At 67.6% G+C, this 21599-nt stretch carries 26 protein-coding genes; 12 read left to right on the top strand and 14 right to left on the bottom strand.

Going from position 1 to position 21599, the window contains the following annotated elements:
• The first annotated feature begins 27 nt into the window (after positions 1 to 27).
• Complete coding sequence (gene ald / locus ACQHI0_RS08700) at positions 28 to 1131, top strand: alanine dehydrogenase (RefSeq protein ID WP_427907419.1); 1104 nt, start codon at positions 28 to 30, stop codon at positions 1129 to 1131.
• A 3-nt stretch (positions 1132 to 1134) separates the two neighbouring features.
• On the opposite strand, the gene ACQHI0_RS08695 is transcribed toward ald, so the two are convergent.
• Together ACQHI0_RS08695 and ACQHI0_RS08690 are read right to left on the bottom strand one after the other, a co-directional pair.
• On the bottom strand, positions 1135 to 1857 hold the full coding sequence (locus ACQHI0_RS08695; protein ID WP_427907418.1) for an HD domain-containing protein: 723 nt from the start codon (positions 1855 to 1857) through the stop codon (positions 1135 to 1137).
• Positions 1847 to 2461, bottom strand: a complete 615-nt coding sequence (locus ACQHI0_RS08690; protein ID WP_427907417.1) for a TetR/AcrR family transcriptional regulator — start codon at positions 2459 to 2461, stop codon at positions 1847 to 1849. Before ACQHI0_RS08690 ends, ACQHI0_RS08695 begins: the two co-directional genes overlap by 11 nt.
• 91 nt (positions 2462 to 2552) lie before the next feature.
• On the opposite strand from ACQHI0_RS08690, the gene ACQHI0_RS08685 reads away from it, so the two are divergent.
• A complete protein-coding gene (locus tag ACQHI0_RS08685; protein WP_427907416.1) occupies positions 2553 to 3623 on the top strand; it encodes a PQQ-dependent sugar dehydrogenase in 1071 nt (356 codons plus the stop codon).
• Positions 3624 to 3633: 10 nt separating this feature from the next.
• Here the strand turns inward: ACQHI0_RS08685 and ACQHI0_RS08680 are convergent, their stop codons facing one another.
• Positions 3634 to 4740 carry a metallophosphoesterase gene (locus ACQHI0_RS08680; protein WP_427907415.1) on the bottom strand — a complete coding sequence of 369 codons (1107 nt, stop codon included), beginning with the start codon at positions 4738 to 4740 and terminating at the stop codon, positions 3634 to 3636.
• Between the two features lie 284 nt (positions 4741 to 5024).
• Between ACQHI0_RS08680 and ACQHI0_RS08675 the strand changes: the two genes are divergently transcribed.
• A complete protein-coding gene (locus ACQHI0_RS08675; protein WP_427907414.1) occupies positions 5025 to 5720 on the top strand; it encodes an LmeA family phospholipid-binding protein in 696 nt (231 codons plus the stop codon).
• A gap of 39 nt (positions 5721 to 5759) precedes the next feature.
• Here ACQHI0_RS08675 and ACQHI0_RS08670 read toward each other — a convergent pair whose 3' ends face one another.
• Positions 5760 to 6800 (bottom strand): fatty acid desaturase family protein, encoded by a 1041-nt coding sequence (locus ACQHI0_RS08670; protein WP_427907413.1) that lies wholly within the window; start codon positions 6798 to 6800, stop codon positions 5760 to 5762.
• A gap of 339 nt (positions 6801 to 7139) precedes the next feature.
• Here ACQHI0_RS08670 and ACQHI0_RS08665 point away from each other — a divergent pair, with 339 nt between their 5' ends.
• A complete protein-coding gene (locus ACQHI0_RS08665) occupies positions 7140 to 7346 on the top strand; it encodes a hypothetical protein (protein ID WP_427907412.1) in 207 nt (68 codons plus the stop codon).
• 21 nt (positions 7347 to 7367) lie between these two features.
• Here the strand turns inward: ACQHI0_RS08665 and ACQHI0_RS08660 are convergent, their stop codons facing one another.
• Together ACQHI0_RS08660 and ACQHI0_RS08655 are read right to left on the bottom strand one after the other, a co-directional pair.
• A complete protein-coding gene (locus ACQHI0_RS08660) occupies positions 7368 to 7982 on the bottom strand; it encodes a hypothetical protein (protein ID WP_427907411.1) in 615 nt (204 codons plus the stop codon).
• Between the two features lie 162 nt (positions 7983 to 8144).
• Positions 8145 to 8756, bottom strand: coding sequence for a flavodoxin family protein (locus ACQHI0_RS08655; RefSeq protein ID WP_427907410.1), 612 nt, complete (start codon positions 8754 to 8756; stop codon positions 8145 to 8147).
• 180 nt (positions 8757 to 8936) lie between these two features.
• On the opposite strand from ACQHI0_RS08655, the gene ACQHI0_RS08650 reads away from it, so the two are divergent.
• From ACQHI0_RS08650 to ACQHI0_RS08640, 3 genes are all read left to right on the top strand, one after another.
• Positions 8937 to 9446: an SRPBCC family protein gene (locus ACQHI0_RS08650; protein ID WP_427907409.1), complete on the top strand. Its 510-nt coding sequence runs from the start codon at positions 8937 to 8939 to the stop codon at positions 9444 to 9446.
• 70 nt (positions 9447 to 9516) lie between these two features.
• Positions 9517 to 10071 carry a type 1 glutamine amidotransferase domain-containing protein gene (locus ACQHI0_RS08645; RefSeq protein ID WP_427907408.1) on the top strand — a complete coding sequence of 185 codons (555 nt, stop codon included), beginning with the start codon at positions 9517 to 9519 and terminating at the stop codon, positions 10069 to 10071.
• A gap of 58 nt (positions 10072 to 10129) precedes the next feature.
• Positions 10130 to 11602 carry an FAD-dependent oxidoreductase gene (locus ACQHI0_RS08640; RefSeq protein ID WP_427907407.1) on the top strand — a complete coding sequence of 491 codons (1473 nt, stop codon included), beginning with the start codon at positions 10130 to 10132 and terminating at the stop codon, positions 11600 to 11602.
• Between the two features lie 69 nt (positions 11603 to 11671).
• Here the strand turns inward: ACQHI0_RS08640 and ACQHI0_RS08635 are convergent, their stop codons facing one another.
• The 3 genes from ACQHI0_RS08635 to ACQHI0_RS08625 all read right to left on the bottom strand — a co-directional run bounded on the left by ACQHI0_RS08635 (position 11672) and on the right by ACQHI0_RS08625 (position 12633).
• A complete protein-coding gene (locus ACQHI0_RS08635) occupies positions 11672 to 11872 on the bottom strand; it encodes a hypothetical protein (RefSeq protein ID WP_427907406.1) in 201 nt (66 codons plus the stop codon).
• Between the two features lie 198 nt (positions 11873 to 12070).
• On the bottom strand, positions 12071 to 12298 hold the full coding sequence (locus ACQHI0_RS08630; protein ID WP_427907405.1) for a DUF6480 family protein: 228 nt from the start codon (positions 12296 to 12298) through the stop codon (positions 12071 to 12073).
• Between the two features lie 68 nt (positions 12299 to 12366).
• Entirely contained in the window at positions 12367 to 12633 is a 267-nt protein-coding gene (locus ACQHI0_RS08625) for a hypothetical protein (RefSeq protein WP_427907404.1), read from the bottom strand.
• 156 nt (positions 12634 to 12789) lie between these two features.
• On the opposite strand from ACQHI0_RS08625, the gene ACQHI0_RS08620 reads away from it, so the two are divergent.
• Positions 12790 to 13362 carry a hemerythrin domain-containing protein gene (locus ACQHI0_RS08620; protein ID WP_427907403.1) on the top strand — a complete coding sequence of 191 codons (573 nt, stop codon included), beginning with the start codon at positions 12790 to 12792 and terminating at the stop codon, positions 13360 to 13362.
• A 214-nt stretch (positions 13363 to 13576) separates the two neighbouring features.
• On the opposite strand, the gene ACQHI0_RS08615 is transcribed toward ACQHI0_RS08620, so the two are convergent.
• Positions 13577 to 13933, bottom strand: a complete 357-nt coding sequence (locus ACQHI0_RS08615) for a hypothetical protein (protein ID WP_427907402.1) — start codon at positions 13931 to 13933, stop codon at positions 13577 to 13579.
• 221 nt (positions 13934 to 14154) lie between these two features.
• On the opposite strand from ACQHI0_RS08615, the gene ACQHI0_RS08610 reads away from it, so the two are divergent.
• Entirely contained in the window at positions 14155 to 14931 is a 777-nt protein-coding gene (locus ACQHI0_RS08610) for a phosphotransferase family protein (protein WP_427909115.1), read from the top strand.
• A 76-nt stretch (positions 14932 to 15007) separates the two neighbouring features.
• On the opposite strand, the gene fdxA is transcribed toward ACQHI0_RS08610, so the two are convergent.
• Positions 15008 to 15343 (bottom strand): ferredoxin, encoded by a 336-nt coding sequence (fdxA, locus tag ACQHI0_RS08605; protein WP_427907401.1) that lies wholly within the window; start codon positions 15341 to 15343, stop codon positions 15008 to 15010.
• Positions 15344 to 15452: 109 nt separating this feature from the next.
• Between fdxA and ACQHI0_RS08600 the strand changes: the two genes are divergently transcribed.
• From ACQHI0_RS08600 to ACQHI0_RS08590, 3 genes are all read left to right on the top strand, one after another.
• Positions 15453 to 16382: a LysR family transcriptional regulator gene (locus tag ACQHI0_RS08600; protein WP_427907400.1), complete on the top strand. Its 930-nt coding sequence runs from the start codon at positions 15453 to 15455 to the stop codon at positions 16380 to 16382.
• A 77-nt stretch (positions 16383 to 16459) separates the two neighbouring features.
• Positions 16460 to 17857, top strand: a complete 1398-nt coding sequence (locus ACQHI0_RS08595) for a sensor histidine kinase (protein ID WP_427907399.1) — start codon at positions 16460 to 16462, stop codon at positions 17855 to 17857.
• A 17-nt stretch (positions 17858 to 17874) separates the two neighbouring features.
• Entirely contained in the window at positions 17875 to 18516 is a 642-nt protein-coding gene (locus ACQHI0_RS08590) for a LuxR C-terminal-related transcriptional regulator (protein ID WP_427909114.1), read from the top strand.
• A 12-nt stretch (positions 18517 to 18528) separates the two neighbouring features.
• On the opposite strand, the gene ACQHI0_RS08585 is transcribed toward ACQHI0_RS08590, so the two are convergent.
• Genes ACQHI0_RS08585 through ACQHI0_RS08575 form a run of 3 tightly spaced genes read right to left on the bottom strand, consistent with a single transcriptional unit; the run spans position 18529 to position 21581 of the window.
• The gene (locus ACQHI0_RS08585) at positions 18529 to 19680 is read right to left on the bottom strand and encodes a glycerate kinase (RefSeq protein WP_427907398.1); all 1152 of its coding nucleotides are present in this window, start codon (positions 19678 to 19680) and stop codon (positions 18529 to 18531) included.
• Between the two features lie 40 nt (positions 19681 to 19720).
• Positions 19721 to 20524, bottom strand: coding sequence for an ABC transporter ATP-binding protein (locus ACQHI0_RS08580; RefSeq protein ID WP_427907397.1), 804 nt, complete (start codon positions 20522 to 20524; stop codon positions 19721 to 19723).
• Positions 20525 to 20540: 16 nt separating this feature from the next.
• Positions 20541 to 21581 (bottom strand): ABC transporter substrate-binding protein, encoded by a 1041-nt coding sequence (locus ACQHI0_RS08575; RefSeq protein ID WP_427907396.1) that lies wholly within the window; start codon positions 21579 to 21581, stop codon positions 20541 to 20543.
• Positions 21582 to 21599: the final 18 nt, after the last annotated feature.

The raw sequence follows: 21599 nt of genomic DNA, 5'->3' as shown, positions 1-21599 counted from the left end.
CCGATCATCTGCGAAGGAGCAGCAATCATGCGCATCGGTGTCCCCCAAGAAGTCAAGAACAACGAGTTTCGCGTCGCGATCACGCCGATCGGCGTGCACGAACTGGTGTCGAACGGTCACCAGGTGACCATCGAGGCCGGGGCCGGAGTGGGATCGTCGATTCCCGACTCCGAATACCTCGCCGCGGGCGCGCGGGTCCTGGCCGAGGCCGACGACGTCTGGGCAGGCGCGGACCTGGTGTTGAAGGTCAAAGAACCCGTCGAGCAGGAGTACCACCGCCTGCGCGACGGGCTGATCCTGTTCACCTACCTGCATCTGGCCGCGGATCGGCCGTTGACCGAACAGCTACTGGCGCACCGGGTTACGGCCATCGCCTACGAGACCGTGCAACTCCCCTCCGGCGGACTGCCGCTGCTGTATCCGATGTCGGAAGTCGCTGGTTGTCTGGCGCCACAGGTCGGCGCGCACGCGCTGATGAAGCCCTACGGCGGTCGCGGGGTGCTGCTCGGTGGCGTCGGCGGTGTCGACCAGGCCAAGGTGGTCATCATCGGGGCCGGCGTAGCGGGCCAGAACGCGGCCAATATCGCGCTGGGCATGGGCGCGGACGTGACGCTGCTCGACACCGACCTCGACAAACTGCGAATGTCGTTCTGGCGCTACAACAACCGCGTGCGGGGGCTGGCGTCGTCGAAGCTGGCGATCGCCGAGCAGGTCCGCGCGGCGGACATGGTGATCGGCGCGGTCCTGATCCCCGGCGCCGCCGCCCCGAAGCTGGTGAGCAACGACCTCGTCGCGCAGATGAAACCGGGATCGGTGCTGGTCGATATCGCGGTCGACCAGGGCGGCTGCTTCGAGGACACGCACCCGACCACCCACGCGGATCCGACGTATCAGGTTCATGACTCGACGTTCTATTGCGTGGCGAACATGCCCGGCTCCGTGCCGCACACCTCGACCTACGCGCTCACCAACGCCACCCTGCCCTATGTGGTTGCCCTGGCCGACAAGGGCTGGGAACGCGCCTGCGCGGAAGATCCCAGCCTGGCACTCGGCCTGAACACCCACGCCGGCCACGTCACCAACGCCCCGGTCGCCGCCGCCCACCAACTCGACGCCCTGCTCGCCAGCTGATTCTCAACGATCGAGCGGGTTCAGCGCGATAGCGATCGGCATGCCGGAGCGCCACAGCGTCGCCGCCGTCGAGCGTGGCCGGATTCGCGCTTCTTGCCGCATCGCGGCGGCGAACTCGCCGCCGAAGCCGTTCCTGCCGTGGCGCGCATGGATTTCGGCGAGCAAACCTGGATCCAGTTGATGGGCCCGCAGCCCGACCACGTCCAGGTGCGCGGCGTCGTGCAGCAACGCCGCTTCGGCGCCGCATCCGCGGGGAGTGCCCGGATCCATGTGCCGAGCAATGGCAATATGGACGCACTCCCCCAGCTCAGCGGTGGCGCCGCGGTCGACGATGAAGGTGCGGGCCCGGTGCGCACCGAGCAGGGCGAAACATCCTGTCGTCGCATCGGCTGGTGCACCCAAGCCGATGTCGTGCAGGACGCACGCGAGATACAGCGCCTCCGGATCGGGTGCGAGATCGTCCAACTTCGCCAGGGCGGTGCCGAATTCCCAGCATCGCAAGCTGTGCGCGAGCACCGCCGGAGTGAGGACCTCGGTGGCTTCTTCGAGCGCGTCCCGGCACAGGCGCGAGTCCGGCGGTACCGGGGCCGCGCCGACCGAACCGTTGCTGTTGCTGTTGCGACGCAACCCGCGAACGAGGTGCGGCAAGGCCGCTGTTTGCACACTCAAAGCCGCACTCGCAGTGCGGATCTGCTGCAACCTGCCGAGTTCACCGTCACGCTTCATCTTGACCACCTACATGCTCGAGCAGATCGGCTCGGGCGATGCCGAGCATGACATTCAGGGTCGCTTCGTCGACCATTCGGCGCTGGTACAGCGAATAGGCACCGTTCACCGCGGCCCACGAAATCAGTACCAGCGCACGGGATTCGACGTCACAGCCGGCTAGTTCCACTGCGGCGGAGAACGATTCGATCAGGCCACCGAGCACATCATCGATCTGTTTCTTGGCCCTCGCCGCCGATTCGGATTCACTGACATCGACGTCGGTCAACGCGAGGAGCCGCAACGCCAGGGGGTTCTCACGATGGAATGCGACATACCGATCGAACACCGCGGCCACCTCGCGCCGCGGCGCCGACCCCTCGATCGGTGCGGACATCGCCTCCGCATGACGGGTCGCGATGCGCCACGCGAGCGCCGCATACACGTCAGCCTTGCCCTCGACGAAATTGGCGTATATCGAACTCACCGCCACATCGGCCTCCCCGGCGAGCAGGTCGATTGTGGTGCGGCGGTAGCCCTCTCGAAGGAACAGAACCTGCGCGGCATCGAGAACCGCCGCGTGCGTCCGACGTTTGCGTCGGTCGGTCGGAGCTTCCAACGTCATAGCCATAACCGTAATCAGACTCCGATATCAGAGTCAACTTCCGATATTGGTACTGGTGACGGCATTCACGGAATCGGCTTAACCTCGACACATGGAGTCCCGCATCAGAGCTCTTCCCGTAGTGCTCGCCGTGGCGCTGGCCCCGCTGTGTGGGTGCGCGCCGAGCCCGAGCGGTGACTCCGGGGAGCCAGCCACCCGAACCGAATCAGCCGAGCGCAGCTCCACCGTCACCGATGAACTCGATGCCCCGTGGTCGATCGCCTTCCACGGCACTACGCCACTGGTGAGTGAGCGCGACAGTGCCCGTATCCTCGAAATCGGGGCCGATGGAACGCAATTCGAGGTGGGGGTCATCGACGGAGTCGAGCCGTCCGGCGAAGGGGGTCTGCTCGGCATCGCGGTGCGCGACCGGCACCTGTTCGCCTACTACACCGCCGCTCACGACAACCGGATCGAACGATTCGACCTCGGTGGACAGCCGGGCAATTTCTCGCTCGGCGGCCGGACGCCGATTCTCGCCGGGCTGCCTGCCGCTGCCAACCACAATGGCGGCCGGATCGCCTTCGGACCCGACGGGATGCTGTACGCCACGGTCGGCGACGCGGGCGAGCGCCGAACCGCCCAGGATCGCGCCGCTCTCGGCGGCAAGATCCTGCGCATGACACCGGATGGGCAAGCACCTGCCGACAACCCCACGCCGGGTTCGCTTGTCTACAGCTACGGTCACCGAAATCCGCAGGGCATCACCTGGACCGCGGACGGGCGGATGTTGGCCAGTGAGTTCGGCCAGAACACCTGGGACGAACTCAATCTCATCGAACCCGGCGGCAACTACGGCTGGCCCGAGGTCGAAGGCATCGCCGGGCGGGCGGGTTTCGTCGACCCTGTTCAGCAGTGGAAACCGTCCGAGGCCAGCCCCAGCGGGATGACGAATGTCGGCGGGTTCGTCTATCTCGCGAATCTGCGCGGCGAGCGACTTCGCCGAATCCCGCTCGACGAACTCACCCGATCGACCGAACTTCTGGTCGGCGAGTACGGGCGCCTCCGCGATGTCGCCGTCGCGCCGGACGGGTCGCTGTGGCTGCTGACGAACAACACCGACGGACGCGGCGACCCGGCCGCCGGGGACGACCGCATCGTTCGACTCGAACTCGAGCACTGACAGTCGGTGGTCACCGCTGCGGATGCAACACCAACACGGTGATCTCACTCGGCGCGAACACCCGCATCGGCGGGCCCCAGTAACCGGTGCCGCGGCTGGTGTAGAGCTGGGTGCCGTTCGCGTGCCTGCTCAGTCCCGCGACGACCGGCTGGTCGAGTCGGACCAGGTAGTGGAACGGCCAGATCTGACCACCGTGGGTGTGTCCGGAGATCTGCAGTTCCACGCCCGCCGCGGAACTGTCGGCGACCTGTTTGGGCTGGTGAGCCAACAGAACGACAGGCAGCGCGGGGTCGGCGCCCGCGAGCGCGGCGGGCAGGTCGGGGCCGTGGCCGGGCACATCAGCGGTGGGGTCGTCGATGCCTGCGACAACCAGCCGATCACCGTCACGATCGACAGTCCGATGGGCGTTGTGCAACGGCTGCCAGCCGAGGGAGGCCATGTAGTCGATCCAGCTCTGCGCATCATCGAGGTACTCGTGATTGCCGGTGATGTAGAACCGGCCGAGCGGGGCTTGCACGTCGGCCAGCGGGGCGACCTGATCGCGGCGCTTCTCCACCGAACCGTCGACGAGATCCCCGGCCAGACCCACGACATCGGGCCGCTGCGCATTGACGACGTCGACGACTTCGCGCGACCAGTCCTCCCGATCGAGCGCGGCGAAGTGGGTGTCGGTGAGCACCACCACGCGCAGCCCGTCGAGCCCGTCGGCCAATCCCGGAATCGCGACGTCGACCGTCCGAACCTGCGGCACCCGCCGCGCCTCGAACACCCCGTACGCGGTGAGCACCACCGACACCACCGCAACCGCCACGGCGACGCCACGGGTAGCGCGCACCCCCTTGACCCCGGCAACGCTCAGCCCGCCCCGAACAACCGAGCCGATCACCGACCAGACGAACACCACCCACAACACCCCGAGCAGAACGTCACCGACGATCGCCGCGGAGTCGAGCTGCGGCGGCCCGTGCCCGAAGAACATCGCCACGGGCAAACCCACGAAGCCGACAACACACACCCCCGTACCGACCCGATACAGCGTCCCGCTCCGCCCGGTCGGCGCGGCCACCAGCACCCACCACGGCACCGCGAACATCACCGCCGCAACCAGCACGATCACTATCAGAAGTACAGCGGCGCTCACGAGGTACCCATCCCAGACAAGGCCACCCGGCTCGGACGGCACGCCCCCAGATCATTTCAGGCCCGTTCCACCGCGATACTCTCGGCGCCACCCGACCCGAAGTCAGGTGACCGCGTTGTCGAGCCGCAGGCCGAGCCTGCTAGCGATGCGTCCGGTCCTGCCCGCTGCCATCGAGCGGGATGCGACGCGCAGGTTTCGCGTCGAAGGCACCAACCGGGCGGGATCCAGCATGATGGTGGGATGGCCGAGATGGTGAATGTATGCGCGCGCTGCTGATTCTGATCGTGGTGCTGGCGATTGCGCTGGTCGTGGGCGATCGGGTCGGAGTTGTGGTGGCGCAGAACGAGATCGGGCGCAAGGTTGCCGCAGAGTACAACCTGCCGAATCAACCGGGTGTCGAGATCGCCGGGTTTCCGTTTCTGACTCAGGCCGTCGACGGGACCTATCACGACATCGACATCCGGATCGGTGATTGGACCGGGCAGAACATCTCGGTGCACAACCTCGATGTCGCGCTGAGCGAGGTCGCCGCACCGCTGAGCGACGTGATCAGCAATCGCACTTCGAACCTCGTCGCGGCCACCGCGACCGCGACGGCCGTCGTCCCGTACGACGTCGTGCAGCGCTTCGCGCCGTCAGGAGTGGAATCGATCTCCCACAGTCCCGAAGGGCTGCGCGCGACCGGGACGTTCTCGGTGGCGGGTCTCTCGGTGCCGGCGACGGTCTTCGTCACCGTCGCACCGACGGAGGCGGGCATCGAGGTCACACCGGTCTCGGTCCAGGCCAGGGCCGGTGGACCGACGATCTCCCTGGCAGTGCTGCGCCAATCCCTGACCTTTGTCGTACCGCTCCAAGAGCTGCCGCTCGGTGCGCGCCTGACCGCCATCCAACCGAGCGACGATGGGCTGCATGCGACCGCGGTGGCCCATGACGTGCGTTTCGACGATCTGCCGTGAGCGTCCTTCTCGTCTCACACCGACGCCGTAGCCCCACCATCATCGAAGGGGTGCGCCGACGTGGTGCAGGTGTGTCAGCGCCTCGCGATACGAGGCGATCAGCCCGGTCTCGTGGTACGGCACGCCGATTTCGGCGCAGTAGTCGCGGACGATCGCCTGGGCGTGCCGCAGGTTCGGCGTCGGCATGCTTGGGAACAGGTGGTGCTCGATCTGATAGTTGAGCCCGCCGAGCGCGAGGTCGGTCACGGCACCACCACGCACATTGCGGGAGGTCAGTACCTGGCGACGGAGATAATCCGGGCGGTCACCACCGGTCAAGGTCGGCATGCCCTTGTGGTTCGGGGCGAAGATGCAACCCATGTACAGGCCGAACAGGCCCTGGTGGACGGCGAGGAACACCAGAGCTTTGTCGGCGGGCAGCACCGCGAACAGCGCGGTCAGGTAGACGGCGAAGTGACCGAACAGCAGCGCACCCTCCCAGCCGCGGTGTTTGACCGAACGATTCCTCAGCGCACGAACGCCGGCCACGTGCAGGTTGAGGCCCTCGAGCAGCAGGAGGGGGAAGAACAGGAACGCCTGCGCCCGACCGATCAGGCGGGGCAGACCGCGGCTGGACCTGGCCTGCTGTTGCGACCAGACCAGGATGTCGGGTGCGACGTCGGGGTCGAGTTCCTCGTGGTTCGGGTTGGCGTGGTGGCGGGTGTGCTTGTCCTGCCACCAGCCGTAGCCGAGGCCGATGCCCGCGTTGCCCGCGATTCTTCCCACGAGTTCCGTCGGCTGTCGTAGCCGGAAGACCTGCCGGTGCGCGACGTCGTGCATCACCAGCGCGACCTGCGCGAATGTCACGGCCATGAACGCCGCGACCAGCAACGTCCACCACGAATCGCCGACGAGGACGAACGCCGCCCAGCCGCCCGCGAACGCGAGCCCGACAAGGCCGAGTCGCACGGCGTAGTAGACGGGACGTCGGCGCATCAGCCCCGCGTCGGAGATTCGGCGCAGCAGCCGGGCGTAATCACCATCGGCGCCGCGCCGTGGTGACCGTGGAGATGACTCGGGGACCAGAGCGGGGGTCGTCATAGATTTCGAAGCTATCGGCCGTATTCTCGTCGGCCGTAATCCCTTGGTATGAGAGGGGATCGGACTGCGGGGTGATATTCGCGGCGATGATCAGAACCTCCGCCGTGGGGGCGATGCGCTGCCGGACGCGCTCGACAACATGAGCCCCGAGGCTGGGCGCGCTGGTCCGGTGCTCGAACCCGAGGGTTCAAACCTGATCCTTCTGGGTAAAAGATCTCTCGACACCGTTTGCGAATCCGGCGAACGGGACGCCTCAGCAGGCGTTTCACAGTGCGGAGAACAAGGTTGCTGAAACTGATAGAGCTCATCCGGAAACCGGCACCGTCGACGATCACGACCGTGCCCCCCACCTCGGCGGGTTCGCTGCGGGCAGGCGATATCGTGCTCACCGCCAAGCGCAGCTACCGGGTGGTCAGCACGAGCTTCGCCGATGACGCGCGCCGCGCGGGCCGTGTGGTCGCCGACACCGTCGACCTGGTCACGGGCCGCCTGCGGGTGCTCGATTTCCCCAGCGCCGACACGATGGTCACCGTCAAAACGGCGTAGTCCGTCGCATCGGCACAGCCGTCAGACCGGCCGGTGCCGGATGTCGGTGGGGCGCAGCCCGCGGGTAGCGGAATAGTCGCCGTCGGCGGGTACCTTTTCCTCGACCACGCGGCGCTGGTCTACGCCACGTGTGCGTTCGGCGAACGCGATATCTCGGGCACTGCGCACCGACAGACGTCCCAGCGAGCTCGCCGCGAAGAACAGGATCAGCGCGCCGAGTCCGTAGAAGAACGTCAACTGCAGCAGCGCGCGCTTCAGATCCGATGCCGCCACCGGCTCGCCGATGTCTCCGAGACGGAGCAGGTCGGCCAGGAACGGCCCGATCACGAACCACACGCCTGCCGCCACCGACAGCCAGCCACCGAAACTCGCGACCAGTCGGTTGCGGCTCATCAGCATGAGCAGCCCACCGACGATCGCGACGGCCCCGGGCAGGACCTGTAGCCAGCCGCGGGCCGAGGACCAGACCCACGCCTCGTCGGGGGTGTACGCGAAATCGAAATACGGCCCGATGAACGGGATGAGTGCGCCCCAGATTCCGAGGAGCAGCACCGCGAGCCCGCCCAGCGCGCCCCGGCTACGCGGGATCTGCAACCGTCCGCCGCCGGTCGACACTTTTTCGTCGACATCCACCATGACGCCTCCCATCATCGACAACACAAGCACGGTGCGCTTACCCCGACTGGGACCGAATACGCACCGGCGCCGAAATCACCGGATGCCCCCTCTCGCTCGTGTCTTTCCCGGTGACCCGAATTCCGGGGGCTACATCGCGGGTGCTTCCTGCATGGCGCAGAGTCAGCCGGCGGGATAGTTCTGTGCCCGCAGCAGGTCGGCGAGGTGGGCAGCGTTGCGGGCCAGGGTGCGGGTGGTCTCGCGGACCGCGTCGGGGGTTTCGTCGAGGTCGTTGTAGTCGATGCCGCCCATCGCCTCACCGTTCCAATAGGTGCAACCCTGGGCCGGGATGGTGAACCCGATGTCGTCGAGCGCTTGAAAGGTGTCGGCGGCGATCTTGTGCGCGCCGTCCTCGTTGCCGACGATCGCCGCGACGCCGACCTTGCCGAACATGGCGGGCCTGCCCGCGTCGTCGGTGTTCGACAGTTCGGCGTCGAGCCGTTCCAGCACGCGCTGCGCGACCGACGACAGGTGGCCCAGCCAGGTCGGGGTGGCGAGCACGACGATGTCGGCGTCGAGCACACGACGCCGGATCTGTGGCCACTGATCCCCCTCGCCTTCGTCGGCACCGACCCCGGGGCGGACGTCGAAGTCGGCGACCCGTACCGACTCACCTTCGACACCGTGCGAGGCCAGCGCGTCGAGTACTTGATCGGCGATGAGGGCACTGCTCGACGGGGCGGGCGATGGCTTGAGTGTGCAGACCAGGGCGAGAGCTTGCAGAGGTGCGCCCATCAGAGATCCTTTCGACGGTTCGGCTTGTCGCGCGCACGGCGGAAGACTCGGCGACATGGTCGCGGTACCTCGCTGTGGGTTTCCCAAACAGGCGCCCGCTCCGGGTCTTCCCTGACAACTCGGTGGGAGCCTCACCGTGTTGCTGACGATTCGGAGTCGCGGGACCGGGTAAGCGCCGGTGTGACCGAGCGGGACGAACCAGCCGAGGAGGCGATCCACGACATGGTCGAGGTGACGCGCACAATTCAGGCGCCGGTGGACGAGGTGTTCGCGGTGCTGGCCGACGGCTGGTCCTACGCGAGCTGGGTCGTCGGTGCCTCGCACATCCGCGGTGTGGACGACTCGTGGCCGGATGTGGGAGCTCGAATTCATCACAGTGTCGGGCCGTGGCCGTGCACCATCGGGGACACGACCGAGGTCCGCGCCCTCGATCCGCCGCACAGCATCGAACTCGACGCCAGGCTCTGGCCGATCGGCGGCGCGGTCGTCCGGGTGGAGCTACGCGCCATCGGCCTTACCTCGTGTGAGGTCGTGATGACCGAACAGGCCGTTCGCGGGCCGAGTCGATTGTTGCCGCACGCGGTCCAGTCGATGCTGCTCGTGCCACGGAACCGCGAATCGTTGTCGCGGCTCGCCGATCTCGCCGAGGGCGGGTACCCGGACGCGAGAGCCGACCGCGGGGACAAGTGATCGCGATGTCGGTGAGATGTCGAAAACTGTTGCCCGCGTAGGCAACCCGATTCCCACGAAGGAGTGCACGATGCCCCAGCGACCACTGACCGGAAAGCACGTCGCCATCCTGGCCACCGACGGAGTCGAACAGGTCGAACTCGTCCAGCCACGCGCAGCCGTCGAGGACGCGGGCGCCACGACCGCCCTGCTCTCCCTCCAGAGCGGCACCATCCAGGCCATGAATCACGACGTCGAGAAAGGCGACACCTTCACGGTGGACCGACGCGTCGCCGAATCCGCCGTCGACGACTTCGACGCGCTCCTGCTCCCCGGTGGCACCACCAACCCTGACAAGCTACGCCAGGACCCCGCGGCGGTCGCCTTCGTCAAGGAGTTCGCCGCCACCGGCAAACCGATCGGCGTCATCTGCCACGGACCGTGGACCCTCGTCGAAGCCGACGCCGTCCGCGGCCGCACCCTCACCGCCTACCCCAGCGTGCGCACCGACATCCGCAACGCGGGTGGCACCGTGGTCGACCAGGAAGTCGTGACCGACAACGGCCTCGTGTCGAGCCGAAACCCCACCGACCTGCCCGCCTTCTGCGCCGAGATCGTCAAGGAATTCGCCGAGGGCAGACACTGAACCGCGTGCTGTCGACCTGTGCGTCGTTTCGTTCGGCGTATCGGGGTATGCGGCCCGCATGACATCGTATTGGTTCGCAGAGACGCCGGCCCGCCCTCCGCTCGCCGGTGACATCGAGGTCGACACCGTGGTGATCGGCGCCGGGATCGTCGGACTGACCACCGCGTTTCTCCTGACCGAGCAGGGCCGCGAGGTCGCCGTCCTCGAGGCACGTCAGCTCGGCGCCGTCACGACCGGCGCATCCACCGCGAAGATCTCACTGCTGCAGGGAACTCGCGCACAGGCCATCGCCCGCCGGCACGGCATCGGCGTTCTGGCGCAGTATCTGGCCGCGAATCAGGCGGGCTTCGACTGGTTGCTCGAATTCTGTATCGACCACGGGATCGATACGCAGCGCGTTCCCGCGGTCACCTACGCGCAGAATGCCGACGAGTTCGCGGCGGTCCGCGCCGAGTACGAGGCCACCCGTGCGGTGGGCCTGCCCACCCAGCTGATCGACGAGTTCGAGGTCGGTTTCCCCACGCACGGCGGTGTCCAGCTCAGGGAGCAGGCGCAGGTCGATCCGGTCGCGGTTCTCACCGCGCTCGCGGGCGATATCGAGGCGCGCGGTAGCCGGATTTTCGAATCGACTCGCGCACAGCGACTTCGCCGGCGCGACGGTGGCGTCGTGATCGGCACCGACCAGGGCGAGGTCTCGGCGGCGAACGCCATCGTGGCGACCGGCTCGCCGGTGTTCGACCGGCTCGGCCTCGCGGCGCAACTCACGGCCCAGCGGTCCTATTTGGCCGCCTTCGAGGTTCCAGGGCCGATTCCGCACGAGATGTTCATCAGCGCGGGTCAGCCGATTCGTTCGCTGCGCTGGTGCCCCGCCGAAGCCGGCGATGTCCTGCTGGTCGGTGGTAGCGGCCACGACGTCGGCCGCGTGGGCTCCGAGGCCGATCAGGTCACGGAGTTGCTGGACTGGACGGATCGCTGGTTCCCCGGCGCGCGGCTACTCGATCGCTGGTCCGCGCAGGACTACCACCCGATCTCCGAACTGCCCTACGTCGGCGCGGTACAGCTGGGTGCCGACGAGGTGCAGTGCGCGACCGGATTCGCCAAGTGGGGCATCACCAACGGCGTCGCCGCCGCGCTGGTGTTGGCCGGCCGACTGACCGACCGCAGGCCCGCGTGGTCGCGAGCCTACGACGGCTGGCGTTCCGGTGCGGTGAAGACGCTGTTCGCCGGTGTGCAGGCCAATGCCGCAGTGGCGCGGCACCTGTCGACCGGATGGCTGCACCTGCTCGGCACCGACGCCGCGACGCCGCCGCTCGAAGGAGAGGGCAGGGTCGAACGTCATGGCCTGCACCCGAGGGCGCTGTGCACCGTCGCTGGTGAGACCCACACGGTGTCGGCGGTCTGCACGCACCTGCGCGGCATTCTCAACTGGAACGATGCCGAGAAGACCTGGGACTGTCCGCTGCACGGCTCCCGCTTCGCGCCGGACGGTGCGGTGCTGGAAGGCCCAGCGACCGCACCGCTGCCGCACTGATCTGCTCAGCGCGCGAAGAAGAGGGCGAGCACCGCGCGATCGTGTTGCCGAACTGCCCCTGCGAACCGATCAGGTCCGATCGTCGTCCGTGGTTCCGGTACGCCGACTGGATTCGTCGCGCTCGGGAGTCAAGGTCAGCGCGTCCTGCGCGTCGACGCCCGCTGCCTCGGACCACTCGCCACGCAACCGCTGTATCGCGGCCTCCTCGCCGCCGCCGTCGGCAAGCGCGATGTCCCGACGCCACTGAGCGATGATGTCCAGGGGATCCATGAACTTCTCCTCCTTCGACGATGTGTTGACCCGCTCGCGCGACCTACGGCCGCACCGTCGTGGTACCTCGAAATCCGCGTCCCAAACAGCCGCGCGCCGGAGCGGGGATTCGGCGACGCCTGATCGGCTGTGCCAGGGCGGGGTCCTACCCCGGTCGAGGCCTCGTCCTGTTCGTCACGAGCACGCCGCACGGCCGGCTCAAAGCGCGAACAGGATCGCCACCGCGCCGGCGACGAACAGCGCCACGATCAGCACTGTCACCACTACCGCGGCGACGCCGGTCGGCGGGAATCTGTGCCGAGTCCGGGGCTCCGGTGCCGACAGTCCCGAGGTCTGGGGCGTCTCCGGCGGCGTCGAGCCGGGTGGCACACCACCACCCGCCTCCAGATCAGGGATGCGAGCGGGATCAGGATCCATGGAAGCCATAGTTATACCTCCTCCATATCCCGCTCTACCCGCGCCTACGCCGCTCAATCACGGTAATCGGACGCGTCTCACTCGGTGAGGACGGGACCTTTGCCCTTGCCTTTGCCCTCGCCCTTTCCTTTCCCCTTGCCCTTCCCGTCGGAGTCGCTCTCCGGCTTGCCGCCTTCGTCGCTGTCGCCGATAGCCTCGACGGCGTGCCGGCCTCCCTCGGCGATTCCGTGCGGCGACTGTGTCGGGCCAAGTGCTCGGGGCTGAGCGGCCGTTGTTCCGGCACCCAGGAAAGCGATGACGACACCGATTGTCACGGTGGCCGCGATTCCGCGAGTCGACAACATGAATCCCCTTCTCGTCTCGGACGTGGTGCGTCGGTGATGAACCGATCCAGCCTATCGGCGGCAAGGGCGCTGACCAGGAATGCGGCGGCGGTGCGTTATCGTCGAAATGCCAGCTGCCCTGGCGATCCATGCTGACCTGACAATCAGGGAGGAATCGTGGACATCACCGAGCTGATCCTTGACGACCACCACGAGCAGCGCCGGCTGTTCGCGATCTTGGAACAGATCGATCGCACCGACACCGATGCGCTGTCGTCGATCTGGGACAGGCTCGCGGCCTTCCTCGAGCTACACGCGCAGGCCGAGGAGGAGATCTTCTACCCCGCGTTGCTCGAGACGGGCATCGCGGCCAGGCGCACGGGCGTGGTGGAGGACGAGACGCTCGACGCCATCCACGATCACAACGAGATCAGAGACGCGGTGGCCGACGTCGCGCACCACCAGGTCGGCACCGATGACTGGTACGCGGCCGTCGCGGCGGCCAACCTCGCCAACAGCGACCACATGGCCGAGGAAGAGCGCGAAGGCCTCACCGAATTCCGCCGGCTGGCCGCGGTACCGCAACGCCATCGACTGGCCGTCACCTTCGCAGCCTACGAAGCGCGCCACTACGCCGGTGTGCGGCCGGTCGACAAGGATCCCAGCAATTATGTCCACGCCGTGGAGAAGCAGGAGCCACTAGCGAACGGATCGCTCGCTGTCGGCAGTCTGAAACAGAACAGATCGTAGAGAGGCCGTGGTGGTCCTGTTTCGACCCGATGCGCTCGGGTATCGCGCGGTGTAGATCGACCCACCGACCGCCGCCGGGAACAGGATGGCCGAACTCCTGACCGGCGGGCGGGCGGTTGCCGGGGTCAGCGCGTCCCGTTCGGGCGCTGTCCCACACGACGGCCCCGGCAACCGCCAACCACCCGGCAGTGTGAATGCGACATCGTCGGCGGGGCTACGCTGCGATGGTGCCGGCCCCGATCGCCAGGTAGGCCGTCATCAGAATGAACAGAAACCAGCCGGCGCCCTGCCATGTCCGCCATGAGTAGCCGTCGCGCCACCGCTGGTAGGTCCGGACGAACGCGCCGATGCCCCCGAGCAGCAGAATGACGGAGGGACCGATCACGACGGCCGACTCGGCTGGGGTGTCACACAGGTGGGTATGCGCCTGCGCGCACGCGCCCCGGTTCGCCGCCCACACATTCACCGCCGCGAAGACAAGCGCCGCGACGCCGACCACACACACGACATACAGCGCGGCCCGCCGGTATTCCCCGTCGTCGGACCCACGCTTTTCGACGTCGTCGACCATCAGCAACGCCCCGAGGCAATCGACGCCTCAGAGTTCCTGGCCGGTTCGGTGGTCTCCGGCACTACGTCACCTTTCTGCTCGCGGTCTCCTACCGCGCTACCCGCGCGTGCACACCCGAAACAACGGGACCGCCACCCCGGTCACCTGCGAAGGCTGGATCTCCGCACCGACACCGAGCACCCACCGAAAACCTGGCGACACCGGTGACCATCCCAGCCACAATGGCCGACGTGGAAAAGGTCGAAGTCGTTGTCGCCCATCATGAGCGCGCGACAGTGCGCGTCGGCGACGTGTTCCTGAAGATCGACATCGATCAGAAGCACACCGATGTGGAGGTCGCCGCGATGGTCGGCGCACCGATTCCGACACCGGAGATCCTGTGGCACACACCGCCAGTACTCGCGCTCGCCGCACTGCCGGGTACAGCACTCGGCCGCCTCGGTCGGCCATCGACCGCGTCGTCGGCCGCATGGTCCGCGGCGGGGGCCACGGTCCGGCGGCTGCACGACGCGCCGCTACCACCCTGGCCCGGTCGCAACCTCGACGAGCTCACGCGCGAGCTCGACGGCGAATGCGAGTGGCTCATCACGAACGGCGTTCTCCCGACCGACGTGGTCACAACCAACCGCCGGATTGCCGAAGCCGCACTTCGGCCATGTGCGCCGGTGTTCATCCACGGCGACCTCCAAGCCGCCCATGTGTTCGTCGAGGGTGACGAGGTCACCGGTGTGATCGACTGGTCCGAGGCGGCTCGCGGCGATGCCATGTACGACCTCGCCACCCTCACGCTCGGGCATGAGGAACACCTCTGCGATGTCATCGCCGGGTACGGCACCGATATCGACCTCGATGTGATCCGGGCGTGGTGGTCGTTGCGAAGCCTGCTGGGAGTCCGCTGGTTGGTCGAGCACGGCTTCGACCCCACCTCGCCAGGCTGCGAGGTCGACGTGCTGAACACCCAGGCGATGCGAGACCGACCAGGCGATCAGCCCGCGTAGTTCTCGGGGATCTGTGTTTCCGCCCAGTCCGCGCGGCGGTGGCCGGACGCGGCGTCGCGTCGGCCACCGTCGCGCCTCACGGCTGGTAGTTCCGGACGAAGTTCGTGTCCGTGCCGAGGGGGCCGATCGTCGCGGCGCCGCCGGGTTGGCCAAGCGGCAGGGGGCGGCCGGGTAGGGGCTCGTCGAAGAATCGCCGGTTTTCGATGATGAACTGGTCTTGGCCGGCGGGGAGATCGTCTTCGTAGTGGATCGCCTCGACCGGGCAGACCGGTTCGCATGCGCCGCAGTCGATGCATTCGTCGGGCTGGATGTAGGCCATGCGATCGCCGATGAAGATGCAGTCGATCGGGCATTCCTCGATGCAGGCCCGGTCGAGGATGTCTACGCAGGCGGCGCCGATCACGAATGTCACGGTGTTCTCCTCGCTGTACTTCGTCCACCATGCGCGGACAGGGACAAGCCTGGTCGCCGGGTGCCTGCTCGGGTAGCGGTCGATATCCATCGCCTCGTAAGGTTTCCTTATGAGCTTGCCGAGGGGAACGCCCGACCTGGAGGTGCTCGACCTGCTGGTGTCGGTCGCGGAGTTGGGCAGCCTCGGCGCGGCCGCGCGCAGGCACGGAATCAGCCAACCTGCCGTCGGCATGCGAATCAGCGCGTTGGAGCGGCGATTACAGCTGCGTCTGCTCGATCGCGGGCCCACCGGTTCGGACCTGACCGACGCGGGCTACGACGTGGTCGAACTCGCCCGTCCGGTGCTGGCCGCCGGTGCCACGCTGATGGACGGCGTCGCGGAACTGCACCGCGCGCTGCACCCGAGTCTGCGCGTCATGGCCTCGAAAACCATTGCCGACCACCGTATTCCGCACTGGCTGTCGGCCCTGCGGAAGCTACGCCCCGAACTGGCGGTGGAACTGGACGTGGCGAACTCCCAGCAGGTGACGGCGGCGGTCCACGCACGCGAGGCCGAGCTCGGCTTCGTCGAGGGCCCCCACTCCCCCGCTGGACTGGGCAGCCGGGTCCTCGTGGCCGACGAACTCGCCGTGGTCGTCGCGCCGAATCACCCGTGGGCCACCCGGCGCCGCGCGGTGACACTGCGCGAACTCGCCAACACCCCACTGTTGTGGCGCGAGAAGGGTTCCGGCACCCGCGACACGGTCTGGGAGGCACTCGAGATCCACGGCACCCCCGCCCGGCCCGCAGCCGAACTCGGCTCGGCGGCGGCCATTCTCACCACCGCCCGCAGCGGTACCGCGCCCGCGGTGGTGAGCCGCCTGATAGTGGCGCACGAACTGCGCGCCGGCACCCTGCACGAGGTGCGACTGGCCGAGGGGATCACCCTGACCAGGAAGTTCCGGGCCATCTGGCACCGCAGAACCCCCCCTACCGGCCCGGCCGAGGACCTCGTCGAACTCGCCGCCCGGATCGAGTCGGCGCGGCCCAACAGGCGCTAGCGGGTGTAGCTGGCCACACCACCGACTCGGTGGACAGCTCGATCGAAATTCCGCGCCACGACGACAACCATGGAGCCATGACCGAGACACCAGCCGAGCCGACTGTCGTGGTCGACATCGCCGGCGAACCGACCGTTGCGCTCACCGCCACGCCGGACGAACCGCGCCGCCGGACCGGACCGCTGGCCGCGGTATTGCGCGCGCCGATCGAGGCCAGGACCTGGAAGGAGCTCGCCTATCTGGTCCTGTCGTTCGTCCTCGGCTGCGTGGCCGTGTGCTACCTGTTCTTCGGGTTCGGCGGCGGTCTGTACGCGTCGATCTTTCTCATCGGCATTCCGTTGCTGGCGACAATTCTGCTCGGCGGGCGGGTATGGGGCCGGATCTACCGGTTCCTCGGCCGCACACTGCTCGACACCTCGGTCGAACCGCCACCGGATTTCATCCGGGCGAGCGGGTTCTTCGGCTTCCTGAAGAGCGCGTTCACCGATCGACCGAGCTGGCGCGCGTTGCTGTTCCTGCTGGCGCAGTCCGTGCTCGGCGTCGCGGTGGGCTACGTCGTTCTCGTGGTGATCGCGATAGTCGGTTTCACGGCGATCTCGCCCATTCCCTGGGTGCTGTTCGATCCGGTCCAGGTGGACGGCAACGGCGTGGAGCGCCACAGCCTCGCCCAGTTCGGATCGTTCTACATCGACACCTGGCCACGCGCGCTCGCCCTGTCCGGTATCGGCATCGTGCTGTGCTTCGCGCTGCCGTGGCTGGTCCGTGGCGTGTGCTGGTTGCATCGGTTGCTGATCGTCCACCTGTTGGCGGCGACACCGCGCGACCGGCAACTGGTAGAACTGCGGGCCAGCAGGCGGGCCGCGGTGGACGACGCGACCGCCACCCTGAGCCGCGTCGAGCGCGACCTGCACGACGGCACGCAAGCCCGGCTGGTCACCATCGCCATGGCGCTGGGCCGGGCAGAAGAACGCCTGGCCGCCGGCGGCGATGCCCGTGACCTCATCGCCGAGGCACGTGCCAACTCCAAGGAGGCGCTGACCGAACTGCGCGAACTGGTCCGCGGCATCCATCCACCCGCGCTCGAGCTGGGCCTCGGCCCGGCGCTGGAGACCCTCACCGCTCGCTGCGCGGTGCCGGTCGACCTGCGCGTGCAGATACCACGGCGGCCGAGCCCGGCCATCGAGGCGATCGCCTACTTCTCCGTCGCCGAGCTACTCACCAATGTGGTCAAACACGCGCACGCGAACCGGGCCACCGTGACCGTGCTGCCCAACAGCCTGCGATCTATCGCGGTCACCGTGCGGGACAACGGAATCGGTGGTGCGCCCCGACCCGGCACGCACACCGTGACCGGCAGCGGATTGGCCGGGCTCGCCGCCCGTGCGCTCGCTGTCGACGGCACGCTCACCGTCGACAGCCCCGCCGGTGGGCCTACCGTGGTGACCATGATCCTGCCGAACGAGGGCCCGCAGTGACCACGGGCGGCGCACCCCTGCGGGTGGTGATCGCCGAGGACAGCGCCATCCTGCGCGACGGGTTGGCCGGGCTGCTCACCGAACGCGGACACCAGGTGGTGGCGATGGTCGGCGACGCGACGACGTTGAGCGTGGTCGTCGAAGCCCACCGGCCCGATGTCGCGGTGGTGGATGTGCGGATGCCGCCCACCTTCACCGACGAGGGCCTGCTCGCCGCCATCGAACTGCGCCGGAAATATCCGGACACCGGCGTGCTGGTGTTCTCGCAGTGGATCGAAACCCGGTACGCGACAGAACTTCTCGCCGCAGGCGCCAGTGGCGTCGGCTACCTGCTCAAGGACCGCGTCGCCGACGTCGGTGACTTCGTCGACGCACTGCACCGGGTCGCCACCGGCGGCACCGCACTCGACCCCGAGGTGGTGAGTCAGCTGATGGGCGCGTCCCGGCAACAGGATTCGCTCGCCCGGCTCACCCCGCGCGAACGGGAGGTCCTCGAACTGATGGCACAGGGACTCACCAACAACGCCATCGCCACCTCGCTCACCGTGACCGAGCGGGCCGTCGAGAAGCACATCGGCAACATCTTCACCAAACTCGATCTGCCACCGTCGGATACGCGCCACCGGCGGGTGCTGGCGGTGCTGCGACTCAAAGGGTGAGCCGCGCACCCGTCAGCACTCCGACAGTTCGGCACGATGGCCGGCGGTGGTGGGCGTGATCGCGGCCTGACCGATCTGCCTGCCGATCCGGGTCAGCAGTTCCCGGGTCAGTTCTGGGTCATCGGCGGTATTCCTGTCGGTGTAGTCGCCGAGCGAATGGATACCGGCGAATCCTGCCGGGCCCCATTGCGCTGGGGACAGCGTGCTCCGGCCGGCGACGGCGACGACCGGCACCGGGTGTGCGCGTCGGGCGAGCACCGTGGGCAGTTTGCCGTTGGCTGTCTGCTCATCGATACTTCCCTCCCCCGTGATCACCAGGTCGAAGCCCGGCAGGTGCCGATCGAACTCGAACAATTCGAGGAAGAACTCGGCACCGGACACGATGGTGCCGCCGAGCAGCAGCGCGGCGAAACCGATCCCGCCCGCGCTGCCGGCTCCTGCTGTGGCCGCGACAGTCATCGCGTCCGGGTAGCCACTACGGGCGAACGCCTCGACGAGCTTGGTCAGGCCCGCGTCGAGCAGTCGCACCTCGGCGGCGCTCGCCCCCTTCTGCGGTCCGTACACGGCCGCCGCACCGGCCGGTCCGAGCAAGGGGTTGGTGACATCGCTGGCGACCACGATCTCGACGCCGGTCAGATTCACCACCCGAGACGAGTCGACGGTGTGGACTCGAATCGAGTTCCGTCCGCACGCGCGCAGCTGTCTTCCCCTCGCGTCGGCGAAGGTGAAGCCCAGCGCCGCGAGGAGCCCCATGCCGCCGTCGGTGCTGGCACTGCCACCGAGAGCGAGGACCAGCCGGTGTGGCCGAAAGCGCAACGCTTGCGAAATAGCTTGTCCCATCCCGAGACTGCTCGTATCCAGCGGCAGCGCACGGCCGTTCGGCAAGGTGGTGAGGCCGCAGGTGTTGGCGACCTCCACCACCGCGGTGCCGTCGCCGACGGCGATCCGCCCGGAGCTCGGTGTTCCCGCCGCCCCGGCCACCAGCACCGGATGCGGCGCGAACCCGGCCGCTACCGCGGCGTCCACGCTCCCGTCACCGCCGTCGGCCAGCGGCATCCTGACACTGTCGACCCCCGCCACCGCCAAGCCCGCCGCCAGCCGGTCGGCCACCTCGGCCGCGGAGAGACTTCCTTTGAATTTGTCCGGCGCGACCAGAACCCTCACGCGGTTGACTTCCTCTCAGCGAGTCGACGGGGGTCGGCGATCAGTCCGCTTGTGCGACCGAGCCGAGCAGATCCCGGACCCGGTTGGCGACCGTGATGAATTCCGGCGTTTCCATCGTCGTGGCGTAATCCCGATGCGCGGGCAGGTCGACGTCGAGCAATTCGATGATCCGGCCCGGCCTCGGGCTCATCACGACCACCCGGTTGGCGAGGTAGACGGCCTCGGCCACCGAATGGGTGACCAGCAGCACCGTCGTGCCCGTCTCGCGCCAGATCCGATGCAGCTCGACGTTCATCCGTTCCCTGGTGAGCGCGTCGAGCGCGCCGAACGGCTCGTCCATCAGCAGCACTTCCGGTTCGTGCAGCAGGGCCCGGCACAGCGAAACCCGTTGCTGCATACCGCCGGAGAGTTCGTGCGGCAGGGCGTTCTCGAACCCGCTGAGTCCGGTCATCTCGATCAGACGCGCGCATTCGGCCGCGGCGGCGCGCTTGTTCATGCCGCGCATCTCGGCCTGGAGCAGGATGTTCTTGCGGACGGTTCGCCATTCCAGCAGTGCGGCGCGCTGGAAGACATAACCGATATTGCGCTGCGGCCCGCGCACGGGGGCGCCGCCGAGTTCTACGCTGCCCCCGCTCGCTTCGGTGAGACCGGCGACGACTTTCAGCAGCGTCGATTTGCCGCAGCCCGACGGGCCGACGATCGACACGAATTCGCCTGGGCGGACCCGTAGATCCACATTCCGCAGCGCGGTGACCTCGCCGCGTTTGGACGCGAACCGCACGGTCAGATCGTCCACCGCGACTGCGGTGTCGGTGCGGGCGATGGTGTTGGGTGGTGTGCTCATCTCGTCACTGCTCCGGTCACGGCGTGGGGGTTGGCGTGAACTTCGAGTCCCAGTACTTGGCCGGGTCCTCGGCTTTGTCGAGCAGCTTCGCGGTGCTCAGCACCTCGACGGTGGCACGCCAATTCGCCTCGGCGTTGGTTCCCGGCGCCTTGCCAACGGTGTCCGGGGTGCTGAGCAGCGGGATGGTCTGCTGCCACTGCTGGAGCAGCACCTGCTGCGGCGGCAGTTGCGGGTCCTTGCCTTCCATCGCGGCGACCGCTGCCTCCGGCTTCGCGACCGCGGCGGCGAAGGCCTCGCTCGTCGCGTCCACCATGGCCTGGACCAGTTTGGGCGAGGATTCGATGGTGGCCTGGTTGGCGATCAGGCCGTTGCTGAAGAAGTTCAGGCCCTGGTCCGAATACCGCAGGTAGCGAACCTCTTTGCCGCTCTTGTTCGCGATGGTGGGGCCCTGGTCGTGCGCGAATCCGATCAGCCCGTCGACGCGGCCCGAGAGCATCGCCGACATCTTGCCCGCCGAGTCGAGGCTCTGCTGGGTCACCTGATCTGCCGCGACGCCCGCCTTGTCGAGATAGACCGGGAAGGTGGTGGTCGGCGCGTCACCCGCGGAGACGGCAATGGTCTTACCCACCAGATCGGCCGGCGTCCGGATATTCGAATCGGCGAACACCTGCACCGCCGACGGCGTGGTCTGCAGGAAGACCCCGACGCTCTTGATCTTGACACCCTTGTCGATATTGCTGAGTACGGCCGGAGTGTCGGCCCAGCCGAAGTCGGTCTGCTTCGAGCCGGTGGCCTGCGCGGTCTTGGTGGAACCCTGTCCCGCCGAGATCTTCAGATCGATACCGTGTTTGGCGAAGATCCCTTCTTGCACCCCGTAATAGAACGGGGCGTGCTCGCCGTAGGGGTACCAGTTGAGCATCAGCGACACGGCGGTGGTCTTCCCATCGGTGCCGGGATCCTTCGTGTCGTCGCCGCCGCCTGCGCAGCCGGTCAATGCCAGGACCGAGGCCACCGCCGCGGCGCCGATCGTCGTGAGTGTGCGGTTTCGGAATTTCATGCGATTTCTCCAGCTGTG

The organism is Nocardia sp. FBN12, assembly GCF_050320175.1.
Classification (GTDB): domain Bacteria; phylum Actinomycetota; class Actinomycetes; order Mycobacteriales; family Mycobacteriaceae; genus Nocardia.
The sequence above is the reverse complement of the archived record's forward strand: the minus strand, read 5'-3'. Positions and strand labels throughout refer to the sequence as shown.

Excerpts from the sequence above, each read along its gene's own strand:
- ald (WP_427907419.1), top strand. The coding sequence starts at position 28 with ATGCGCATCGGTGTCCCCCAAGAAGTCAAGAACAACGAGTTTCGCGTC.
- ACQHI0_RS08695 (WP_427907418.1), bottom strand. The coding sequence starts at position 1,857 with ATGAAGCGTGACGGTGAACTCGGCAGGTTGCAGCAGATCCGCACTGCG.
- ACQHI0_RS08690 (WP_427907417.1), bottom strand. The coding sequence starts at position 2,461 with ATGACGTTGGAAGCTCCGACCGACCGACGCAAACGTCGGACGCACGCG.
- ACQHI0_RS08685 (WP_427907416.1), top strand. The coding sequence starts at position 2,553 with ATGGAGTCCCGCATCAGAGCTCTTCCCGTAGTGCTCGCCGTGGCGCTG.
- ACQHI0_RS08675 (WP_427907414.1), top strand. The coding sequence starts at position 5,025 with ATGCGCGCGCTGCTGATTCTGATCGTGGTGCTGGCGATTGCGCTGGTC.
- ACQHI0_RS08670 (WP_427907413.1), bottom strand. The coding sequence starts at position 6,800 with ATGACGACCCCCGCTCTGGTCCCCGAGTCATCTCCACGGTCACCACGG.
- ACQHI0_RS08660 (WP_427907411.1), bottom strand. The coding sequence starts at position 7,982 with ATGGTGGATGTCGACGAAAAAGTGTCGACCGGCGGCGGACGGTTGCAG.
- ACQHI0_RS08655 (WP_427907410.1), bottom strand. The coding sequence starts at position 8,756 with ATGGGCGCACCTCTGCAAGCTCTCGCCCTGGTCTGCACACTCAAGCCA.
- ACQHI0_RS08645 (WP_427907408.1), top strand. The coding sequence starts at position 9,517 with ATGCCCCAGCGACCACTGACCGGAAAGCACGTCGCCATCCTGGCCACC.
- ACQHI0_RS08640 (WP_427907407.1), top strand. The coding sequence starts at position 10,130 with ATGACATCGTATTGGTTCGCAGAGACGCCGGCCCGCCCTCCGCTCGCC.
- ACQHI0_RS08635 (WP_427907406.1), bottom strand. The coding sequence starts at position 11,872 with ATGGATCCCCTGGACATCATCGCTCAGTGGCGTCGGGACATCGCGCTT.
- ACQHI0_RS08630 (WP_427907405.1), bottom strand. The coding sequence starts at position 12,298 with ATGGCTTCCATGGATCCTGATCCCGCTCGCATCCCTGATCTGGAGGCG.
- ACQHI0_RS08625 (WP_427907404.1), bottom strand. The coding sequence starts at position 12,633 with ATGTTGTCGACTCGCGGAATCGCGGCCACCGTGACAATCGGTGTCGTC.
- ACQHI0_RS08615 (WP_427907402.1), bottom strand. The coding sequence starts at position 13,933 with ATGGTCGACGACGTCGAAAAGCGTGGGTCCGACGACGGGGAATACCGG.
- ACQHI0_RS08610 (WP_427909115.1), top strand. The coding sequence starts at position 14,155 with ATGGCCGACGTGGAAAAGGTCGAAGTCGTTGTCGCCCATCATGAGCGC.
- ACQHI0_RS08600 (WP_427907400.1), top strand. The coding sequence starts at position 15,453 with ATGAGCTTGCCGAGGGGAACGCCCGACCTGGAGGTGCTCGACCTGCTG.
- ACQHI0_RS08595 (WP_427907399.1), top strand. The coding sequence starts at position 16,460 with ATGACCGAGACACCAGCCGAGCCGACTGTCGTGGTCGACATCGCCGGC.
- ACQHI0_RS08580 (WP_427907397.1), bottom strand. The coding sequence starts at position 20,524 with ATGAGCACACCACCCAACACCATCGCCCGCACCGACACCGCAGTCGCG.
- ACQHI0_RS08575 (WP_427907396.1), bottom strand. The coding sequence starts at position 21,581 with ATGAAATTCCGAAACCGCACACTCACGACGATCGGCGCCGCGGCGGTG.